This window comes from Lactococcus formosensis (assembly GCF_018403745.1).
GTDB lineage: Bacteria > Bacillota > Bacilli > Lactobacillales > Streptococcaceae > Lactococcus > Lactococcus formosensis.
This window is the reverse complement of the sequence record NZ_BOVP01000004.1, coordinates 108,417-127,938: the sequence shown is the minus strand read 5'-3', so window position 1 is coordinate 127,938 and position 19,522 is coordinate 108,417. Positions and strand designations below refer to the sequence as shown.

14 protein-coding genes are annotated in these 19,522 nt (G+C 36.0%); 7 read left to right on the top strand and 7 right to left on the bottom strand.

From position 1 onward, the window contains the following. The first annotated feature begins 156 nt into the window (after window positions 1–156). The 6 genes from KJS37_RS05980 (at window position 157) to trmFO (ending at window position 8,602) form a co-directional block, all read left to right on the top strand. Window positions 157–1,359 carry a quaternary amine ABC transporter ATP-binding protein gene (locus tag KJS37_RS05980; protein ID WP_017370393.1) on the top strand — a complete coding sequence of 401 codons (1,203 nt, stop codon included), beginning with the start codon at window positions 157–159 and terminating at the stop codon, window positions 1,357–1,359. After that, complete coding sequence (locus tag KJS37_RS05975) at window positions 1,352–3,076, top strand: ABC transporter permease/substrate binding protein (RefSeq protein WP_213496357.1); 1,725 nt, start codon at window positions 1,352–1,354, stop codon at window positions 3,074–3,076. Before KJS37_RS05980 ends, KJS37_RS05975 begins: the two co-directional genes overlap by 8 nt. A gap of 142 nt (window positions 3,077–3,218) precedes the next feature. Next, a complete protein-coding gene (budA, locus tag KJS37_RS05970; protein WP_213496355.1) occupies window positions 3,219–3,917 on the top strand; it encodes an acetolactate decarboxylase in 699 nt (232 codons plus the stop codon). An 87-nt stretch (window positions 3,918–4,004) separates the two neighbouring features. Further along, window positions 4,005–4,856: a DNA-processing protein DprA gene (gene dprA, locus KJS37_RS05965; RefSeq protein ID WP_213496352.1), complete on the top strand. Its 852-nt coding sequence runs from the start codon at window positions 4,005–4,007 to the stop codon at window positions 4,854–4,856. A gap of 206 nt (window positions 4,857–5,062) precedes the next feature. Continuing rightward, a complete protein-coding gene (gene topA, locus KJS37_RS05960; protein ID WP_165711717.1) occupies window positions 5,063–7,213 on the top strand; it encodes a type I DNA topoisomerase in 2,151 nt (716 codons plus the stop codon). Window positions 7,214–7,258: 45 nt separating this feature from the next. Next, window positions 7,259–8,602: a methylenetetrahydrofolate--tRNA-(uracil(54)-C(5))-methyltransferase (FADH(2)-oxidizing) TrmFO gene (gene trmFO, locus KJS37_RS05955; RefSeq protein ID WP_213496350.1), complete on the top strand. Its 1,344-nt coding sequence runs from the start codon at window positions 7,259–7,261 to the stop codon at window positions 8,600–8,602. 81 nt (window positions 8,603–8,683) lie between these two features. Here the strand turns inward: trmFO and KJS37_RS05950 are convergent, their stop codons facing one another. The 5 genes from KJS37_RS05950 to asnA form a co-directional block, all read right to left on the bottom strand. Continuing rightward, a complete protein-coding gene (locus KJS37_RS05950; protein WP_213496349.1) occupies window positions 8,684–8,905 on the bottom strand; it encodes a hypothetical protein in 222 nt (73 codons plus the stop codon). A 65-nt stretch (window positions 8,906–8,970) separates the two neighbouring features. Then, on the bottom strand, window positions 8,971–10,032 hold the full coding sequence (xerS, locus tag KJS37_RS05945; protein WP_017370387.1) for a tyrosine recombinase XerS: 1,062 nt from the start codon (window positions 10,030–10,032) through the stop codon (window positions 8,971–8,973). 661 nt (window positions 10,033–10,693) lie between these two features. Then, on the bottom strand, window positions 10,694–10,774 hold the full coding sequence (locus KJS37_RS10415; protein WP_373306140.1) for a putative holin-like toxin: 81 nt from the start codon (window positions 10,772–10,774) through the stop codon (window positions 10,694–10,696). A 468-nt stretch (window positions 10,775–11,242) separates the two neighbouring features. After that, complete coding sequence (locus KJS37_RS05940; RefSeq protein ID WP_213496347.1) at window positions 11,243–11,674, bottom strand: Spx/MgsR family RNA polymerase-binding regulatory protein; 432 nt, start codon at window positions 11,672–11,674, stop codon at window positions 11,243–11,245. A 344-nt stretch (window positions 11,675–12,018) separates the two neighbouring features. After that, on the bottom strand, window positions 12,019–13,029 hold the full coding sequence (gene asnA, locus KJS37_RS05935; RefSeq protein ID WP_213496345.1) for an aspartate--ammonia ligase: 1,011 nt from the start codon (window positions 13,027–13,029) through the stop codon (window positions 12,019–12,021). A 236-nt stretch (window positions 13,030–13,265) separates the two neighbouring features. Here asnA and KJS37_RS05930 point away from each other — a divergent pair, with 236 nt between their 5' ends. Then, complete coding sequence (locus KJS37_RS05930; RefSeq protein WP_165712182.1) at window positions 13,266–13,715, top strand: GNAT family N-acetyltransferase; 450 nt, start codon at window positions 13,266–13,268, stop codon at window positions 13,713–13,715. A gap of 81 nt (window positions 13,716–13,796) precedes the next feature. Here KJS37_RS05930 and KJS37_RS05925 read toward each other — a convergent pair whose 3' ends face one another. Both KJS37_RS05925 and KJS37_RS05920 read right to left on the bottom strand, forming a co-directional pair. Continuing rightward, a complete protein-coding gene (locus KJS37_RS05925) occupies window positions 13,797–16,439 on the bottom strand; it encodes an HAD-IC family P-type ATPase (protein WP_213496343.1) in 2,643 nt (880 codons plus the stop codon). 263 nt (window positions 16,440–16,702) lie between these two features. Next, on the bottom strand, window positions 16,703–19,477 hold the full coding sequence (locus tag KJS37_RS05920; RefSeq protein ID WP_213496342.1) for a Spy0128 family protein: 2,775 nt from the start codon (window positions 19,475–19,477) through the stop codon (window positions 16,703–16,705). Between the last annotated feature and the right edge of the window lie 45 nt (window positions 19,478–19,522).

The following is a 19,522-nucleotide window of genomic DNA, read 5'->3' as shown; positions in this document are numbered from 1 at the left end:
CACTATAGAAGGATTTTTTTCATATTTAGGCAATTTAAGATATTTGTAAGTTTACTTATTTGACAAAGTGACAATACCTTGTTATTATGGAATGGTCACTTTGATGAACATTAAATAATGAAATGTATTTAATTATTAAGAGTAAAGGAGAATATTTTGCCAGTAAAAATTAAAATTGAGCACTTAACCAAAATATTTGGTAAACGTGTAAAAACTGCTTTGGCAATGGTCGAGCAGGGTGATTCGAAAAACGAAATTTTAAGAAAAACAGGTGCGAGCGTCGGTGTTTATGATGCCAACTTTGAAGTAAATGAAGGCGAAATTTTCGTCATTATGGGGCTTTCTGGTTCAGGGAAGTCAACACTATTACGTTTGCTTAATCGTTTGATTGAGCCAACAAGTGGTAAGATTTTCATTGACGGTGAAGATGTTGCTACATTGAATAAAGAAGATTTGTTAAAAGTCCGTCGTAAAACGATGAGCATGGTTTTCCAAAATTTTGGTCTCTTCCCACATAGAACGATTCTTGAAAATACAGAATATGGTTTGGAAGTACAAAATGTACCAAAAGAGGAACGTCGTAAGCGTGCCGAAAAAGCTCTAGACAACGCTAATCTACTTGATTTTAAAAATCAATACCCGAACCAACTCTCTGGGGGGATGCAACAACGTGTCGGCTTAGCACGCGCTTTAGCCAATGACCCAGAAATCCTTCTGATGGATGAAGCTTTCTCAGCTTTAGACCCCTTGATTCGTCGTGAGATGCAAGATGAACTTTTGGAACTTCAAGCAAAATTCCAAAAAACAATTATTTTCATTTCGCATGACCTGAATGAAGCATTACGTATCGGTGACCGCATTGCCATTATGAAAGATGGTAAAATCATGCAGATTGGTACAGGTGAAGAAATTCTTACTAATCCTGCTAATGATTACGTTAAAACCTTCGTGGAAGATGTCGATCGTGCAAAAGTTATCACGGCGGAGAACATTATGATTCCTGCCTTAACAACAAACATTGACATTGATGGTCCAAGTGTTGCGCTTAAAAAGATGAAGACAGAAGAAGTAAGTTCTTTAATGGCTGTCGATAAAAAACGTCAATTTTACGGTGTTATTACCAGTGAAGCAGCAGTTCAAGCAAAACAAGCGAATAAATCTCTTCGCGATGTTCTCATGACAGATGTTGGACAAGTTGGTAAAGAAACATTAGTAAGTGATATCTTACCTATCATATACGACTCTCCAACACCTGTTGCCGTGGTAGACGATGAAGGATTCCTTAAGGGTATTCTTATCCGCGGACGAGTACTTGAAGCTTTAGCAGATGTAGACGATGAGGAGGTAAATAATGATTGAGTTAGCAATAGGTAAGATACCCTTAGCAGATTGGGTTTCGACTGCAACAGATTGGATTACAAGTAATCTAAGTGCTGGGTTTGATATTATTCAAAAAGCTGGTACAGCAATTATGGATACCGTAACTGCAGGACTTACAGCTGTTCCATTTTGGTTAATGATTATTGTTGTTACGTTTTTGGCAGTTTTAGTTTCAGGACGTAAAGTTGCCTTTCCTATCTTTACATTCTTAGGTTTAGTTCTTATTGCCAATCAAGGCTTATGGACAGACTTAATGAACACAGTAACATTGGTCTTGCTCTCTAGTTTAGTTTCTATTATTATCGGTATTCCTTTAGGTATATGGATGGCCAAGTCCGAACTTGTTGCTAAGATTGTGCAGCCAATATTGGACTTTATGCAAACTATGCCAGGTTTCGTTTATTTGATTCCAGCCGTTGCCTTCTTTGGTATCGGAGTGGTCCCTGGTGTATTTGCGTCAGTTATCTTTGCCTTGCCACCAACAGTTCGTATGACGAACTTGGGTATCCGTCAAGTTTCAACTGAATTGGTCGAAGCAGCAGATTCTTTTGGTTCAACGCCAAGACAAAAGCTCTTTAAGTTAGAGTTCCCTTTAGCGAAAGGAACAATTTTAGCAGGTGTTAACCAAACTATTATGTTGGCCCTTTCGATGGTCGTTATTGCTTCAATGATCGGTGCACCTGGTCTTGGACGTGGTGTCTTAGCGGCTGTTCAATCTGCGGATATCGGTAAAGGTTTTGTAAACGGTATTGCTTTAGTTATTTTAGCTATTATCATTGACCGTTTCACTCAAAAGCTTAATGTTGCCCCCACTGAAAAGCAAGGAAATCCGCAACTTAAAAAATGGAAGAAAAGAGGAGCGCTAGTAGCCCTTATCGTTCTTATCATTGGTGGTATTTCTGGTGTTACACTTAAGAAAACAGCAGCAGATAAAAATGTTGAGCTTGTATATATGAACTGGGACTCAGAAGTTGCATCTATTAACGTATTAAGTCAAGCTATGGAGCAACATGGATTTGACGTTAAGAAGACAGCTTTAGATAATACAGTTGCTTGGCAAACTGTAGCAAATGGCCAAGCGGATGGTATGGTTTCTGCTTGGCTCCCAAACACCCATGAAACACAATGGAAAAAATTCAGCAAGTCCGTTGAATTGCTTGGCCCTAACCTTAAAGGAGCTAAAGTTGGTCTTGTCGTACCAAGCTACATGAAAGCAAATTCTATCGAAGACCTGAAAGATCAAGCAGATAAATCAATTATCGGTATTGAACCTGGTGCTGGTGTTATGGCCGCAACAGAGACAGCTCTGAAAGATTATGATAACTTGAAAGATTGGAACTTAGTGCCATCGTCTTCAGGTGCGATGACTGTTGCCCTTGGTGAAGCTATCAAGCAACATAAAGATATAGTAATCACTGGCTGGTCACCTCACTGGATGTTTAATAAGTATGATTTGAAATATTTAAAAGATCCTAAAAACTCAATGGGTAAAGCTGAAGACATCAATACTATTGTACGTAAAGGACTTAAAGAAGATAATCCTGAAGCTTATAAAGTCTTAGACAAGTTTAACTGGTCTCAAAAAGATATGGAATCTGTAATGCTTGATGTTCAAAATGGTAAAACACCAGAACAAGCAGCAGCAACATGGATCAAATCTCACAAAGAACAAGTTGATAAATGGTTTGAAGACTAATAAGTTATTCATTAAAGACTAAGCGGATTGCTTAGTCTTTTTTAGAAGAAGATATAAAAAATAATCCGTATATTCATTGTGGCAGTGATAATATGATAAAATTAGAGTATTAAATAATCCAAAATTTCGAAAGGAAAGAAAAATGAAGTTATTTCAACACAACACCCTTGCAGCTTTGATGTCAGGACTTTACGAAGGAACTCTAACAATTGGAGAACTCTTGGAGAAAGGTGACTTTGGTATCGGGACCTTGTCTGGTATTAATGGTGAGCTTATCGTCCTAGAGGGCAAAGCTTATATTGCGACTGGGGACAAAAAAGTACGTCAAGTAGAAGACGATGAAACTGTTCCATACGCTGCCGTAGCTCATCACGAACCGACACTTTCTTTCCAACAAGAAGAAAAAATTGCCAGCGAAGAACTCTTCGAAAAAATTGAAAATGTGTTTAACAGTGAAAATACTTTCTACACAATCAAAATGACTGGGAATTTTGAAATGATGCACGTGCGTATGGCTCCAGGTGCAGCAGAAGGAGAGCCTTTTGCTAAAGTAGCAGAAAATCAACCTGAGTATAAAGAAGAACACGTCAAAGGAACTATTGTAGGCTTTTGGACACCAGAAATGTTTCATGGTGTGAGTGTCGCTGGTTATCATCTGCATTTTCTTGCTGATTCATGCGATTTTGGCGGTCATATTTTAGGATTCTCTGGATTTTCCGGGCAAGTAGAGGTCGGTCAAGTGGATGCCTTAGAGCAAAATTTCCCGACAAAATCTCAAAATTTCCTCCAAGCCAAATTTAATCTTGATCAACTCAAAAAAGATATTGAACAAGCGGAATAAAAAAACTGCAGAAATGCAGTTTTTTTATGTGAACAGCTTCTATTTTTTTCGTATTAATTAATGAATAACACCAAAAATGGAGGCTGCATGATTAAAAACTTTGAAATATTACGTTTGAAAAAAGCAGGAATGTCAAATCTTGGAATTTTGAAACTGATTGATTATCAGAGGAGGCATGAAGCAAAACTCACTCTACGACAGTTAGCGCGGATTGCAGAAATTAAAGCTATCCCAAATTTTATTGAGAATTATAAGAGTCAGGATGTTAAACGGCTACGAAAGCTATATAAGCTCTTCCCTTCGTTCTCCATTTTAGATGATATTTATCCAGAATGGTTAAAAGAAATATATAATCCTCCGGCACTCCTTTTTTACCAAGGAAATCTAAAATTACTTAATCTACCTAAACTTGGATTTGTAGGTAGCCGTGAAAGCTCCAAAGAAGCAACCAAAATTACGCATAAGCTTATTGAGGAATTAAAACAAAACTTTGTTATTGTGAGCGGATTGGCACGCGGTGTTGACACTTCTAGCCATGTAGCAGCTGTAAAGCAAAAAACTCCAACTATTGCTGTCATAGGTAATGGTTTAGATATTTCTTATCCAAAAGAAAATCGTAAATTACAAGAATATTTAGCAACACACGAATTAGTTTTATCAGAGTATCTTGCAGGAGAGCAACCGCTCAAGTTTCATTTCCCAGAGAGGAATAGAATCATTGCTGGTCTTTCACGTGGGATTGTCGTTGTTGAAGCAAAACAACGTAGTGGAAGTCTCATTACAAGTCGATATGCATTGGAAGGGAATAGAGAGGTATTCGCTGTACCTGGAGATATTTTGAATCGAAATGCCTCAGGCTGTAATCAATTGATTCAACAGGGAGCTGCTAAGCTTGTCACACACGGTCAAGATATTTTAGATGAATTTTATTTAGATTAAAGTAATTTTCTTCCTTAATTTTTTATAAAAATTGAAACTTTATGAACTTATATAGAATACGTAATAGCAACGATTGAGAGTATTTTTTATCTTTTAATAAATGTTTAATTCTCCTATAAGAAAAACACTTTTGGTTTTATTACTTGACATCTGTCCTAAAAGCCTATATTATTAGACTATTGAATTTTGAAAAAATAGGTAAATATATGGCGAAAGCAAGTGAAAAACAAACAACTACAAAAAAGAAAATAAGCAGTAAAAAAACTGCGAGTAAAAAGAAAACAAAAATTGTTAAAGGCAAAAATCTCGTAATTGTTGAGTCACCTGCTAAAGCAAAAACAATAGAAAAATATTTAGGACGAAACTATAAAGTCGTTGCTTCTGTTGGGCATATACGTGATTTGAAAAAATCAACCATGTCCGTAGATATTGAAAATGATTATGAGCCACAATATATTAATATTCGAGGAAAAGCTCCACTGATTAATTCTCTTAAAAAAGAGGCCAAAGCTGCAAAGGCTGTTTATCTGGCAAGTGACCCGGACCGAGAAGGAGAAGCCATTGCTTGGCATTTGGCACATATTTTAGGACTCCCTTTGGAAGATAAAAATCGGGTAGTTTTTAACGAAATTACTAAAGATGCAGTTAAAAATGCATTTAAAGAGCCACGCAGTATTGATGTTGATTTGGTCGATGCGCAACAAGCACGACGCATTTTAGACCGCTTAGTTGGGTATTCAATCAGTCCAATCCTTTGGAAAAAAGTAAAAAAAGGATTATCAGCTGGTCGCGTCCAATCGATTGCGCTTAAACTTATCGTTGATCGTGAAAATGAAATTAATGCCTTTATTCCTCAAGAATATTGGTCAATTGATGGCGAATTTAAAAAAGGAGCTAAAAAGTTTAAAGCTGCCTTCTGGGGAGTTGATGGTAAGAAACGAGCATTAAATAACAACGATGATGTGATGGAAGTTATGTCCCGTTTGTCTGGGCCAGATTTCGATGTTGATAAAGTAGAGAAAAAAGAACGTCGTAGAAATTCCCCACTTCCATACACCACAAGCTCAATGCAACAAGATGCGGCTAATAAAATTAATTTCCGTACACGGAAAACCATGATGGTGGCTCAACAGCTCTATGAGGGGCTTACACTAGGTGCACAAGGCCATCAGGGTCTGATTACTTATATGCGTACGGACTCAACACGTATCTCTCCTGTAGCGCAAGGTGTCGCTGCAGACTTCATTACGGATCGTTTTGGTGCTAAGTATAGTAAACATTCTTCTAAGGTTTCTAATAAAGCAGGAGCACAAGATGCCCATGAGGCCATCAGACCAACCAATGTTCTTAATACACCAGAATCAATTGCCAAATATCTAGACAAGGATCAGCTAAAGCTCTACACTTTAATTTGGAATCGCTTTGTTGCAAGTCAAATGACTGCTGCCATCTTTGACACAATGAAAGTTAATCTTTCGCAAAATGGTGTAATTTTTATTGCCAATGGTTCACAAGTAAAGTTTGATGGTTATTTAGCTATCTATAATGACTCAGAGAAAAATAACATGCTTCCTGATATGGAAGCTGGTGACGTGGTCAAGAAAGCGAATCTCAAACCGGAGCAACATTTTACTCAACCTCCTGCACGTTACAGTGAAGCGACTCTGATAAAAGTTCTGGAAGAAAATGGCGTGGGACGTCCATCAACATATGCACCGACATTGGAAACAATCCAGAAACGGTATTATGCACGTTTAGTTGCCAAACGTTTTGAGCCAACTGAACTGGGAGAGATTGTAAATAAACTCGTTGTTGAATTTTTCCCAAACATTGTAAATACTGAATTTACAGCCGAAATGGAAAAAGATTTAGATAAAGTAGAAGAAGGACAACGTCGTTGGGTTGATGTTGTTGATCAATTTTATAAACCATTTGCCATTGAACTTGAAAAAGCCGAAGTTGAAATGGAAAAAATCGTTATTAAAGATGAGCCTGCTGGCTTTGATTGTGACATTTGCGGCCACCCAATGGTGATTAAATTGGGTCGATATGGAAAATTCTATGCATGTAGTAATTTCCCAGAATGCCACAATACTAAAGCCATTGTGAAAGAAATCGGTGTAACCTGTCCAAGTTGTCATAAAGGGCAAATCATTGAACGTAAAACCAAGAAAAATCGCCTTTTCTATGGTTGTGATCGATATCCAGAATGTGAATTCACAAGCTGGGATAAACCTGTTGGCCGTTCTTGTCCAAAATGTGAGCACTATTTAGTAGAAAAGAAAGTTCGTGGCGGTGGTAAACAAGTAGTATGTAGTAATGAGACTTGTGACTACAAAGAAGAAAAACAAAAATAAAAGCATTTTACATAATTAATTTTATGTTAAATATAGGAAATTATAATGAAAAAAACACACATAAACGTTATTGGCGCAGGTCTTGCTGGCTCTGAAGCTGCCTACCAAATTGCAAAACGCGGTATTCCTGTGAAACTTTACGAAATGCGTGGTGTAAAAGCTACACCTCAGCATAAAACAAATAAATTTGCCGAGTTAGTCTGTTCAAATTCTTTCCGAGGCGCAGCCATCACCAATGCTGTGGGACTACTGAAAGAGGAAATGCGTCGCTTAGACTCTGTGATGATGCAAGCTGCAGAAAAAACGCAAGTTCCTGCAGGTGGTGCATTAGCCGTTGACCGTGAAGAGTTTTCAGCTTTTATTACTGAAGCTGTTTCGAAAAATCCTTTAATCGAGGTAATTCGCGGTGAAATAACAGACTTACCAAACTTAGATGAAGAAATTACAATTATTGCTACTGGCCCACTGACAAGTGATGCCTTAGCAGCAAAAATTCACGAGTTTAATGGTGGAGATGGTTTTTATTTCTATGATGCTGCAGCCCCAATTATTGATGCAAATACAATAGATTACGATAAGGTCTATAAAAAATCGCGTTACGATAAAGGCGAAGCAGACTATATTAATTGTCCAATGACAAAGGAAGAATTTAACAACTTCCAACAAGCTCTAATCACTGCCGAAGAGGCACCGCTCAACTCATTTGAGGATTTAAAAGTTTTCGAAGGCTGTATGCCGATTGAAGAAATGGCTAAACGCGGATATAAAACAATGTTATTTGGTCCAATGAAACCTGTTGGCTTAGAATACCCTGATTCATATACAGGTCCACGAGATGGTGACTTTAAAACGCCTTACGCCGTTGTACAGTTGCGCCAAGATAATGCTTCAGCATCTTTATATAATATTGTAGGTTTCCAAACTCACCTTAAATGGGGAGAACAAAAACGTGTTTTCCAAATGATACCTGGACTTGAAAATGCTGAGTTTGTCCGCTATGGTGTGATGCATCGCAATTCATATATGGATTCTCCTAACTTACTCAAACAAACCTTCCAATCAAGAAAACAAGAAAATCTTTTCTTTGCTGGTCAAATGACTGGGGTAGAAGGTTATGTTGAATCAGCGGCTAGTGGTTTGGTTGCTGGGATCAATGCCGCTCGTCTTTTCAAGGGCGAAGAAGAGGTTGTTTTCCCACAAACAACAGCTATTGGTGCTCTCCCATATTATATTACACATACGGATAGCAAACATTTCCAACCTATGAATGTAACGTTTGGTATTGTTAAAGAGCTTGATGGTCCCCGCATTCGTGATAAAAAAGAACGCTACACTAAAGTGGCTGAGCGAGCGCTAGAAGATTTAAGCCAAATTATCGAAAAAATTTAACAATAAAAAACCTCTATTAGTTTAGAGGTTTTTTTATTGTTAAAGAGCTCATTACATAAAATTAATTATGTAAAAATTATATTATACAGTTATACTTAAAATATCTTCTAAAATGATTCTCCGTACTACATTCTCCTCCTTGATGTAAAGTAAATCATAATCGATACCAAAAATTTTACCCTTAGAAGTAGTTTCTTGCGAATTTTCCAGAAAACGGACACTTACTGGTCTTTGTCTGCTCCAGGCATATTTTACTTCATAAATAATTTCTTGCTGTGACATTTTTAGAGTAGTATTATTCATTCGATTCTTTCTAATTATTATTTTTATCTTAAATTAATAGTCTACTTAAATCTTACCAGTCTTAGTCATAGTTCGTCAAGTGCATTTTTCTGTTCTTGACTAATAATATGTGTGTATAGGTCTGTAACTTGTGTTGAAGAATGCCCGAGTTGATGACTTACAAGAACTTGAGAATTGGTTTGTGCATAAAGGCGAGTGGCTAATGTATGACGAAGTTTGTGTGGCGTAATTCTGACTTTAAAGGCTTGCGAGTATTTAGAAACCAACTTCTCAATGCTTGAGCCATCAATACGCGAAGCCTGCCCGCGATAAATAGACAAGAAGAAGGCTTTATTATTTTTTTCTGGTTTGTAACGTTGCTCACGTATTTCTAAGTAATTGAGTAAATAAAGCTCAGCAAATTTGGCGATATTCACAGCATCACGCTTACCCCCTTTACGTGTAACCTCAACAACCAACGTCTTCATATTTAAATCCGATATGTTGATATTAACGGCTTCAGAAAGACGTACTCCTGATGCCAACATAAGCGCAATGATGGCCAAATCACGCTCTTTGTTTTTGTTAAAAGAAGAGAGAGCACGATTAGATAAACTTTTTTCGTACTCGTTATCAATGAAGTCGAGAAAGCCTTGTGTCTCATCACCTAAAAATAATTTTCCTTTAATATTCTCAGCACGTGAAGCTAATGTTTCTCTATTTTTTTGAATCTGAACTTTCTTCATAACATTTCGATAAAAGTACGGTTCACCATTTATTCCTTCGGCTTGCTCAGTAAGGTATTTAAAAAGACTAGAAAGTGCAGCTAAAGTGCGTTTTACCGAGTTTTGTGTTAGTCCAGATTTATTATTTTGACGCGGTTTTTCACGTAAGTAGAGAATATAACCTTCGATATCAGATCGCGCAAGGTTTTCTAATGTATCCAGAGTAATACCAGAAATATCTTGGGCATTGCTGACATCGCTATCAATAAGCCAGTTAAAAAATCTCTCATACTCTAAAAGATATTGATAGAGTGTGGTCAAGCTATAAGGAATACTCAACTTTGATTGATAATATTCTAAAACGAAGTCAGGCATACGTTTTTTTATGCGGTCAATATTTGCAAGTAGAAGTTCACGTTTCATAGTTCTTTAAGCATACCATAAATTTATAAAACTTTCAAGAATATTATAGTTTTTCGGAAAGATGTCATAGGATATCCCAAGGTCTCTCTAAACTATATACCCAGCAAGTTTAATAAATTCTTTCTATTTATTTATTTTTTCGAATATAATTATATCATAACTTCTATAAATAAATAGGTTTGAACTTGACTGTTGAGCCATTTATATAATTTTATTAGTTAAATTTATTTTATATGTAGGCTATTTAAACAATAGAATTTAGAAGAAAAACTATATCATAAAGACAGGCAATAAAATATATACGTGAACATCCATAAAGTTTGCTGTAATAGCTAGTTTTTTCTGTGTAGCTTGGATGACCTCCATTTCGTCTATTCTTTCTGACATATTTACCTATACAACATCTTTCCGAAAAACTTGTGTTACAATTTACATCTCCTAATATTAGGTTATAATATTCTTTATATTTTATGTTATGAACTTATTCCAGAAAGAATAAACATATGCGGTGAGTTTTATGTAAGTACGATTTATACTATTTGTTAAATTTAATGTTTATGATATAATGGTAATATATAAAAAGAGCTTGCTAGTAACAAGCCCTTCTGTAGCCGTATTTTAATTAAAAGTAATCATCAACACTCGCTAAAGTTATGGATGGTTACTTTTTGTTTTTATCATTTAATGCTAGTACTAATGTTGCGAAAGCAATCATTAACATTAGCGCCTGATAAACAGACAAACTTTTCGCCTTTCTTATTTTGTGAGGTTACACTTACAAAATCTTCATAAGCATCACCTCCCGAAAGACTACCGTCCATAGAAACTTCTACGTCGACTATTATATCAAAAAAATATACTTCAAGCTAATCAGACTTGAAGTATATTTAAATTGTGAAGCTTTTCCTTACGTTCATATGTTTTTTACTTAACTATATTAAAGTTGAGGATTACAAGACCTGCTAACGTATTTTGATCTGTAATTTTTAGAAAGCAAGTAACGCCCGCTTTGATGCCTTTGATATTTTGATTATTTGGTATAATACTAAAAATATTATTCCCTTCTTCGTCGTTGATTGTATTCGTAGGTACTAAACCTTTAACTCCTGCCTCGCTTTTTTCAATATGGTCGGCCCTGATTTTAAAACTCTTCCCCGTGATATCGGTAGTTTCTTTAGTTTCAAGTAAAAATCTTTACTATAACAAAATTTCATCCTGCAAGTAACTCTAATTGCCTTAACTGAGTAATTTTACTACTTGCATCCACTCTTCTTATTTCCTTTGGTATGAACTTTCTGATATTCTCATTATCATAGCCTAACTGCACTCTTTTTTCATCAAAAATAATGGGAGTACAGAGTAATTCCAGATGATTTTGTAAGAAACTTAAAGCAGAGTCTAATGACAGTTCCTCCACACTACTCATAAGCCACTGGTATTTTGGATCTGATTTTTTCTTACGACCATATAATGCAGATAAACCTTCCTCTTCTAAACTTAATATTTGAATCAAAATTTCTCGAGTGAGTTTAAAAGGGTGACGGCTTATGTTTATCTCTTGATAGTCTATCTGGTGATTTTCTAACCACGCTCTAGCATTCCTACAAGATGAACTACTATTCTTAGTTATTAACATTACCATTTTCTTCTTCCTCCTATACTCCCAGGACTTTTTGAACTCTAAGAAGCTCTCCTGCCACTTGTATCATCTTTTTATCAATTGTGGTTCTTACCGCCACATAATATTGATATATTCAATATTATACACTAATATCCAACAATAAACAACGTTTTATATTGGTTATATCAATATAAAGAGGGCTCGCTAGCGACATACTCTTAAGAAAGGATCATATTAGAAAGACTACCAGACTACCGTTCATAGAAACCTCTACATATCACATCTATTCAAAAAAAGCCCAACATTGTTGAGATTAATCCAATGTCAGGATTTAATTATAAAATACAGTTTGTAAAGAGTAACTTTTATAGTAAAAAAATTTTATCTTTGCAAGCCTTGATTGTTTCCTCGTCCCATAAAGAAACTTGCACCTCACCGATATGGGCTTTGCCAAGTAGCAACATACACATACGGCTTTGTCCAATACCACCCCCAATTGTTAATGGTAATTCATTATTAAGCACTTGTTGATGAAATGGGTACGCTAAACGATCATTAGCATTAGCCTTTTCTAACTGAGTAAGTAAAGCTTTATCATCGACACGGATTCCCATGCTCGATAGTTCTATAGCGCAGCCTAAAGGCTCATACCAGAAGAGTAAATCACCATTTAAAGTCCAATCATCATAGTCTGGTGCTCGGTTATCATGTGGTTCACCATGCTTTAATAAATCCCCAATTTGTAAGATAAAAGTTGTTGGATGCTCTTTAACATAAGCATTTTCTCTTTCTTTTGATGTTAACTCCGGGTAAAGATCTGCTAATTCTTGACTTGTAATGAAAGAAACATTTGTATCTATGACTGTTTCTACTTTTGGATATTTGGTATGCAAACGACTTGATGTTTCAGCGATAGCATTCACTAAACCTTGAACTGTTTCTTTTAAGTAATCAAGAGTTCTTTGTTCTCTTGAAATCACTCGTTCCCAGTCCCATTGGTCAACATATATAGAGTGAAGATTATCTAACTCTTCATCACGTCTAATGGCATTCATATCGGCGTAAAGGCCGTTCCCCACATGAAAGTCATATTGTTTGAGCGCAACTCTTTTCCATTTTGCTAAAGAGTGTACTATTTCTCCATTATTATTATTATTCAATGCTGGAATATCAAATATTACAGGTCGTTCGCTTCCGCTCAGATTATCATTTAATCCGGAATGATCATCAACAAAAAGGGGGGCAGATACTCTTTTTAGTTTTAAACTTCCTGTCAGTGCTTCTTCAAAACAACGTTTAATAAATCCAATTGCTGTCTGTGTATCATAGATATCCAGTGTTGATTTATAGTTTTTGGGGATAATGGTTTTTTCCATAAATTTAAAAACTCCTAAATTATTTTAATTTTATTGAATATTATATCATAATATACAAATTAATATAAAAATATATCAACAATATACTTAAAAAGACTGTTGATATTGCAAAACAGGTATACCAAGACTGCCCAAAACTCTTGCGGGAAGAAAGATAGGATTTACTTTTATAGATTGAAATATGCTTCATCATATGTTAGGATGAGACATAAGATTGTATTGAGGAGCATAATAGAATGAAAGTCGTAGATGTTGACTTAAAAGACAGATCTGAAGATTTAGTAGAAAAATTATTGGTAGTTTGGGAAAGTTCTGTAAGAGCTACACACCTCTTCCTTTCAGATAATGAAATAAGTGAAATTAAAAAATATGTGCCTCAGGCTCTAAAAGAAATCCCTCGTTTAATTCTTTTAAAAAATGATAGGAATACGCTTGTCGGTTTTATGGGAATTGTCGACAGTCATCTAGAGATGCTTTTTATTGCACCTGAGGAAAGAGGTAAGGGCTTTGGTAAGAAACTTCTTGAGTATGGAATTACTAAATACTCCATTAATGATCTTGCTGTGAATGAACAAAATCCACGCGCTAAGGGTTTTTATGAATATATGGGCTTTGAAGTCTATAAAAGAACGGAGTTCGATGAACAAGGTAATCCTTACCCACTTTTATATATGAAGCGAGGCTAGTCTAAAAAATAAAAAGCTACTGAACTTAGCTCTTCAGTAGCTTTTTATTTTGATATTCACTAAAATCAATCATTCTGTTTTCTACAATAAATTTTTAAAGAGACGATGTGAAATGATCTTTTCTATTTCTACTACAATAAAAACTGTAAGCCCAGCCACAAAAGCATAAATGAGATTATTAATCCCGATACTTGTCGTGCCTAAAGCATTACTAATTGTTGGGATATAGACTATAGCAAGCTGTAGGACTAATAAAACCAGCAAAGATAGCCAGAGCACTCGGTTCTTGAACATGTTTTGATCGATAGAGAATTTTGATATACTTCGACAATTTATCATATAAAATACTTGTCCGAAAACGAGGGTCATTAAAAGAGTAGTATGAGCAACAGGTGTTGATACTCCCATAGATATGACAATATTGTTGACTAAAAATCCAAGGGAAGCTAAAAGAATAGAAACATAGAACATTCTAAAGATAGCATAACGGCTTAAAATATTTTCGTTTGGATCACGTGGCGGTCTATCCATGACATTAGGTGCTTCTTTTTCGAAACCTAATGCAAAAGAAAGTGTAATTGTTGTGACCATATTTAACCATAGAATTTGGATTGACGTCAATGGTAATGGACGATCAATTAATATGGATACCACAACTAACAAACCTTGAGCAAATGCTGTTGGTAAAGAAAAGTAAATTGTGTTTTTTAAGTTATCATAGACACGTCTTCCTTCACGCACTGCATCTGAAATGGTAGCAAAATTATCATCTGCCAAGACCATATCAGCAGCATCTTTTGTAACTTGTGTTCCTTTTTGCCCCATCGCGATACCAATATCTGCTTTTTTAAGAGCTGGGGCATCATTTACACCATCACCTGTCATTCCGACAATTTTACCATGCGATTTTATAGCACTGACCAGTCGTAATTTATGTTCTGGCGTTGTTCGGGCAAAAACATCGTTTTTAAGCACTACCTCGGATAACTCGTGATCTGTCATCATTTCAATATCTTTACCTGTGATAGCACTATCAGTATTTTTTAATCCAATTTCTTTCGCAATTGCGACAGCTGTATCTTTATGATCTCCGGTAATCATCTTCACAGAGATACCTGCACGGTGGCTCTTTTTAATCGCTTCTATTGCAGATGGTTTTGGTGGATCAATAATACCATACATTCCGACCAGAACCATATCCTCTTTCAAATCTTCATGTGTAATTGTTTTTTGGTCAGAAGAAACTTCCTTCATAGCCGTAGCAAGTATACGTTGCCCTTTTTTTGCTTGCTTAGATATCATTTTTTCCCAGAGTTTAGGATCAAGATTTTCTGTTGTATTATCTCCAAATTGATAATCGACCATTCCAAGTAAAACATCTGGCGCTCCTTTTAAGTAAATGAAGCGTTGATGATCTACGTCGACTAGAGTAGCCATATATTTGTATGAGGAATCAAACGGGATTTTATACAGTACTTTTTCATCTTGTGTAATTTCCATATGAGAAGCCCACTCTAATAATGCTGCCTCTGTCGGATTACCAATGACAGTCCTTTGCCCGTTATGGTAATCAATTTTTGTGTCATTACAGTAAATAGCAGTTTCAACTAATTTCTTTAACTGATCATCTTCATTAAAAGTATTAAGATCATCTTTCCACTGTTCAGTTTGATTCTTTTCAAAGGTCTTTTTCTTAGTTAAAACTGTCAGCACGGACATTTCATTTTTAGTCAGTGTTCCTGTTTTATCGGAACAGATAACTTCCATGCTCCCCAATGTCTCAACTGCTGGCATTTTTTTTATGATTGCTTTCTTTGCAGACATACGCGTCACACCAAGAGACAAAATAATTGATAGAACTGCGGGTAATCCTTCAGGAACAGAAGATACTGCCAGTGAAATAATCCACGAAGTTGCTTCTTCAAACGTGAAATCCCGATGGAAAAAACTAAAAACAACTAATGAAACGATGAGTATTAAGAGAATAAAGAAAATTTGTTTATTCAAGTACTTCATCTTTTTAATTAAAGGTGTTTCCGTAACGCCAACTTCTTTCAGATGGACACTGATTTTTCCTATCTCTGTATTGTCCCCTGTTTCAACAACAACTGCTTTACCACTCCCACTGTTTACTAATGATCCTGAATATCCCATATTAACACGATCTGCCAAGTCTGCTTCAGTTGAAATAGAAGCAGCATTTTTTTGTACAGGAGTTGATTCACCTGTGAGCATTGCCTCATCTACAACTAAATTATAAGCTTCTAAAATTCTTACATCAGCTGGAATAATATCTCCTGAGTTAAGCAACACGATGTCACCTTTTACTAAAGAGTCTGTTGATACAACTTTTTTCTCGCCACTAATTAGAATAGTTGCCTCTGTCCCCATTAAACTCGTGAGGCCATCTAAAGAGTTACTTGCCTTTGACTCTTGGATATAACCAATCAAAGCATTAATGACAACAACAACTAAAATGATAAACATATCGATATAGTCTTGACTGATTCCTTTAAGTAATGCAGCCACAAGTAACACATAGATTAATAAATCATTAAAGTGTTTGAAAAACTTTTTTAATTTTCCTTCTGCCTTTTCTCCAGATAATAAGTTGAAACCATTTTCTGATAATCTATTTTTTCGCTCGCCTTCTGTTAACCCGATATCTTCTTCAACTTGGAGCTTCTTTAATATATCTACCTTTGATAATTGAAACCATTTCATCATAATCCCCCCATAATTTTCTTAGTTTTTATTAAAATACTTAACTTTTTAAGAGTACCTATTACTAGTTTATCATGCAAACTATTTACAATATAATAAAATAACATTTTATGTATTATTTTATTATGAAATATGTAATATTGCCTTTTATTTTAATATTTTTCAATAACTTTTTATCTCAAAAATTTTAGATTAGATGGGCGTTGAGTAAAATATTTTTAAATTATAAAAAAGACGAGCATTCACTTGTCTTTTTTACAGTTCTACTTTCTATTTCGTTTAACTTTTCTCATCAAGAGAGTTACAAATCCAACTAAAATTAAACCGATGCCGATAACAATAGCGGCTGTCTTGTTAAACTCTCCTGCTTTTGGTAAGATTTTTTTCTGTGGTCTCTTCTTTTCAGTCAAACCCTTTAGCTCGTTATCTTTAGATGATGATCTTTTTTCCTCAAGATAGATATTTTTAAATTTTGGCTTTTGTTCATAGCTTACAGATGCGACAAGTTTTCCTTTTTGGTCTGATACTTCGACATGAATCTTATAGGATTTAGTGTCGTAGGTAATTTGAGAATCTACTCCAGCCTTTTCCCGAATCGTGTAATCGTAGCTTCCTGTTTCTGTATAAGCTAGCTTATCAAAGCGAATCTGTCCTGAAGCATCATTTTTAGCCGTTTGAATAATTTGATTTGAAGCATTGACTAATTCAAACGTGAATTCCCGATCTGTCAGTTTCTTACCGACAAGTTCTTTGGTTGCTTGCAAATGAATTTCTGTACCAAGCGGTTGATAACTATTTTTAAACTGTATCGCTGCATCTCCTGTAGCTGTAGCAACAAGATTCCCTGCTTCTTCCTTAATGCTAACAGTTACTTTATAATTGGCAGCATCATAGTCAATAGTCTTATCCAAACCAACTTTCTCTCTCACTGTATAATCATAATCTCCAGTATTAGTGTAAGTGATTGGTGAAAATACTATTTTTCCTGAAGCATCATTGTGTACGGTTTGAATAACTTCCCCCGCACTGTCTAGCAACTCGAAAGTAAACTCTCCCGCTAAAAGAGAACGTCCGCTCAATAGTTTTTCAGCTTGAATCTGGTAACTAGTACTTTTTACTGCAGGTGGATTAACTGCAAGCTTTGGTGTGCCAATAGTATCGTAACGTTTTTGATTATGAGGGTCTGTATAATAGAGCTTTGCGCCTGTATCTTCATCGTCAATTCCTCGTTCAGGATCCAAAATATCCACGGCTTTATCACTTGTATCTGCATTTGTTGGGTAATAAGTATCCTGTGAAACTTGACGATATTCTTCTTTTAATACTAGCGGAATATTTACGGCAGGATATCCATCGGGACTGTAATCATAAAGATCGCCTAACTCCCAGACAATCGTCTGTTCTTCACCTTTGTCCTCATAATTTCCTTCAATTGTCACTCCTTGAGGCAGAGTAGCATTTTCTGGAACATAATAATATTGACTCACTTTATCTCTAAGAACAGAATCTCGACCACCTGGGAAGAGCGTAGAATTAAGCAGTAAATCGCTCAAATATCTCTTGCCTGCCCCAACATTATCGGCTGGAACTTCAAAATAATTTTGCGAGTCATTTGCCATGGTCTTTAGGATAGCACTGTTAGCCATATAATCTACTGTTAACATCTCTGCACCCATTCCAGCAACCTCATAGGTTGTTCCTTCAATGAGTTTTAGATAATTTAGGTTGATATCATGTCGTTGATATGTTCCCGTTGGCGCACCCTCTACTTCTACAGGCTCATCGCTGGTAATAGCAGCGGACATTGCTAGAATTCTACCATCTGTTTGCCCAAAAGATACAATGGGGCCGCCACCTGCCCAACCTGCTCGCATTGTAGCAGTACTCTGAGGAACACCATCAGATAAGAAGACGACCATTGCGCCTTTGGTTGCCCTAGCTTCATCACTACGTGATTGGAGTAGATTATATGCCATACTCAATCCATATTGATAGTCTGTTTGTGGCGTTGTGAACAGACGAGGAAGCATATCATCAATTGCTGCCTTGTTTTCAGCAATGCTGCCCTTCCAACCGACAGTAGAGTTATAGACACCACTGATTGAACCATCGGCTTCAATGGTTGTTCCCGTACTTGGGCCAAAGTAGCCATGTTCATTATTTTTTAAAACAAGATTATCTCTAAAATTTTTCATTCGTTGTGAATTATAATTTAAATGGGTAACCATTGAGGAATCACGGATTGAAAATGGTGCTAGAGCTACTCTGTTTTCCGGATGCTCTTGGAGTAACTGATTGGTTACTTCTGAGATGGCTTCTTTTGATAACATCCATCGGTCATAGCAACCTTGGTCTTCATCACCATGTACCCAAACCCCAGGTTCTGTTTTTCCAGCTACCTTTGCTGTAGCATCCCAACGACTAATCCGGACAAATTTCTCACCTTCTTTCTTAAAATGATAAGGGATATATTTGGCTGTAGCTTGAGTGAATTGTTCAAAAAGATGAACTGGTGTAGTGCTGATCACTTCCCATTTATCAACATCCGCGTTATAAACTGTGAGGGTGTTATCACTATTCTCATAAACTTTTGATTTATCTGCGTTTGCTTCAGGTTCCTGTCCTTCATGAAGTGGTTCAAGGTAGAAATGTTCCTGGTTTAAGCAAGAGCTGGAGAATAAAGGATATCCTTTAAAACCATCCGCATTAGCATTATCGGTATAAGTCATGTCCATGCTACCTGAGCGGTCTAAAACAAAAACGACATCCATCGGGCCAGAGAGACTTGAACCGTTTACTTTTAAAAGTAAGTTAGCTTCATAAGCTTCTTGATCTGTCCACCATGCCTCTTTTTCTAAAATTTTAGCCGTGTTGCTATCCTTGTCTCGTATGGGTGCCACTTTTTGATCTGTTTTCTTATCAACTCTATCCGCACTCACTCGACTCAAGGTATTTTTTAATCGCATCCCGGAGATAATTAATACCGAAAGTACTATCGCCAACACAAGCCCTTTCAATACTTGTCTTAAAGTTTTCATGTTTCTACTCCTTTTTATTTTGAATTAATGAACTTTTTTAGAAAA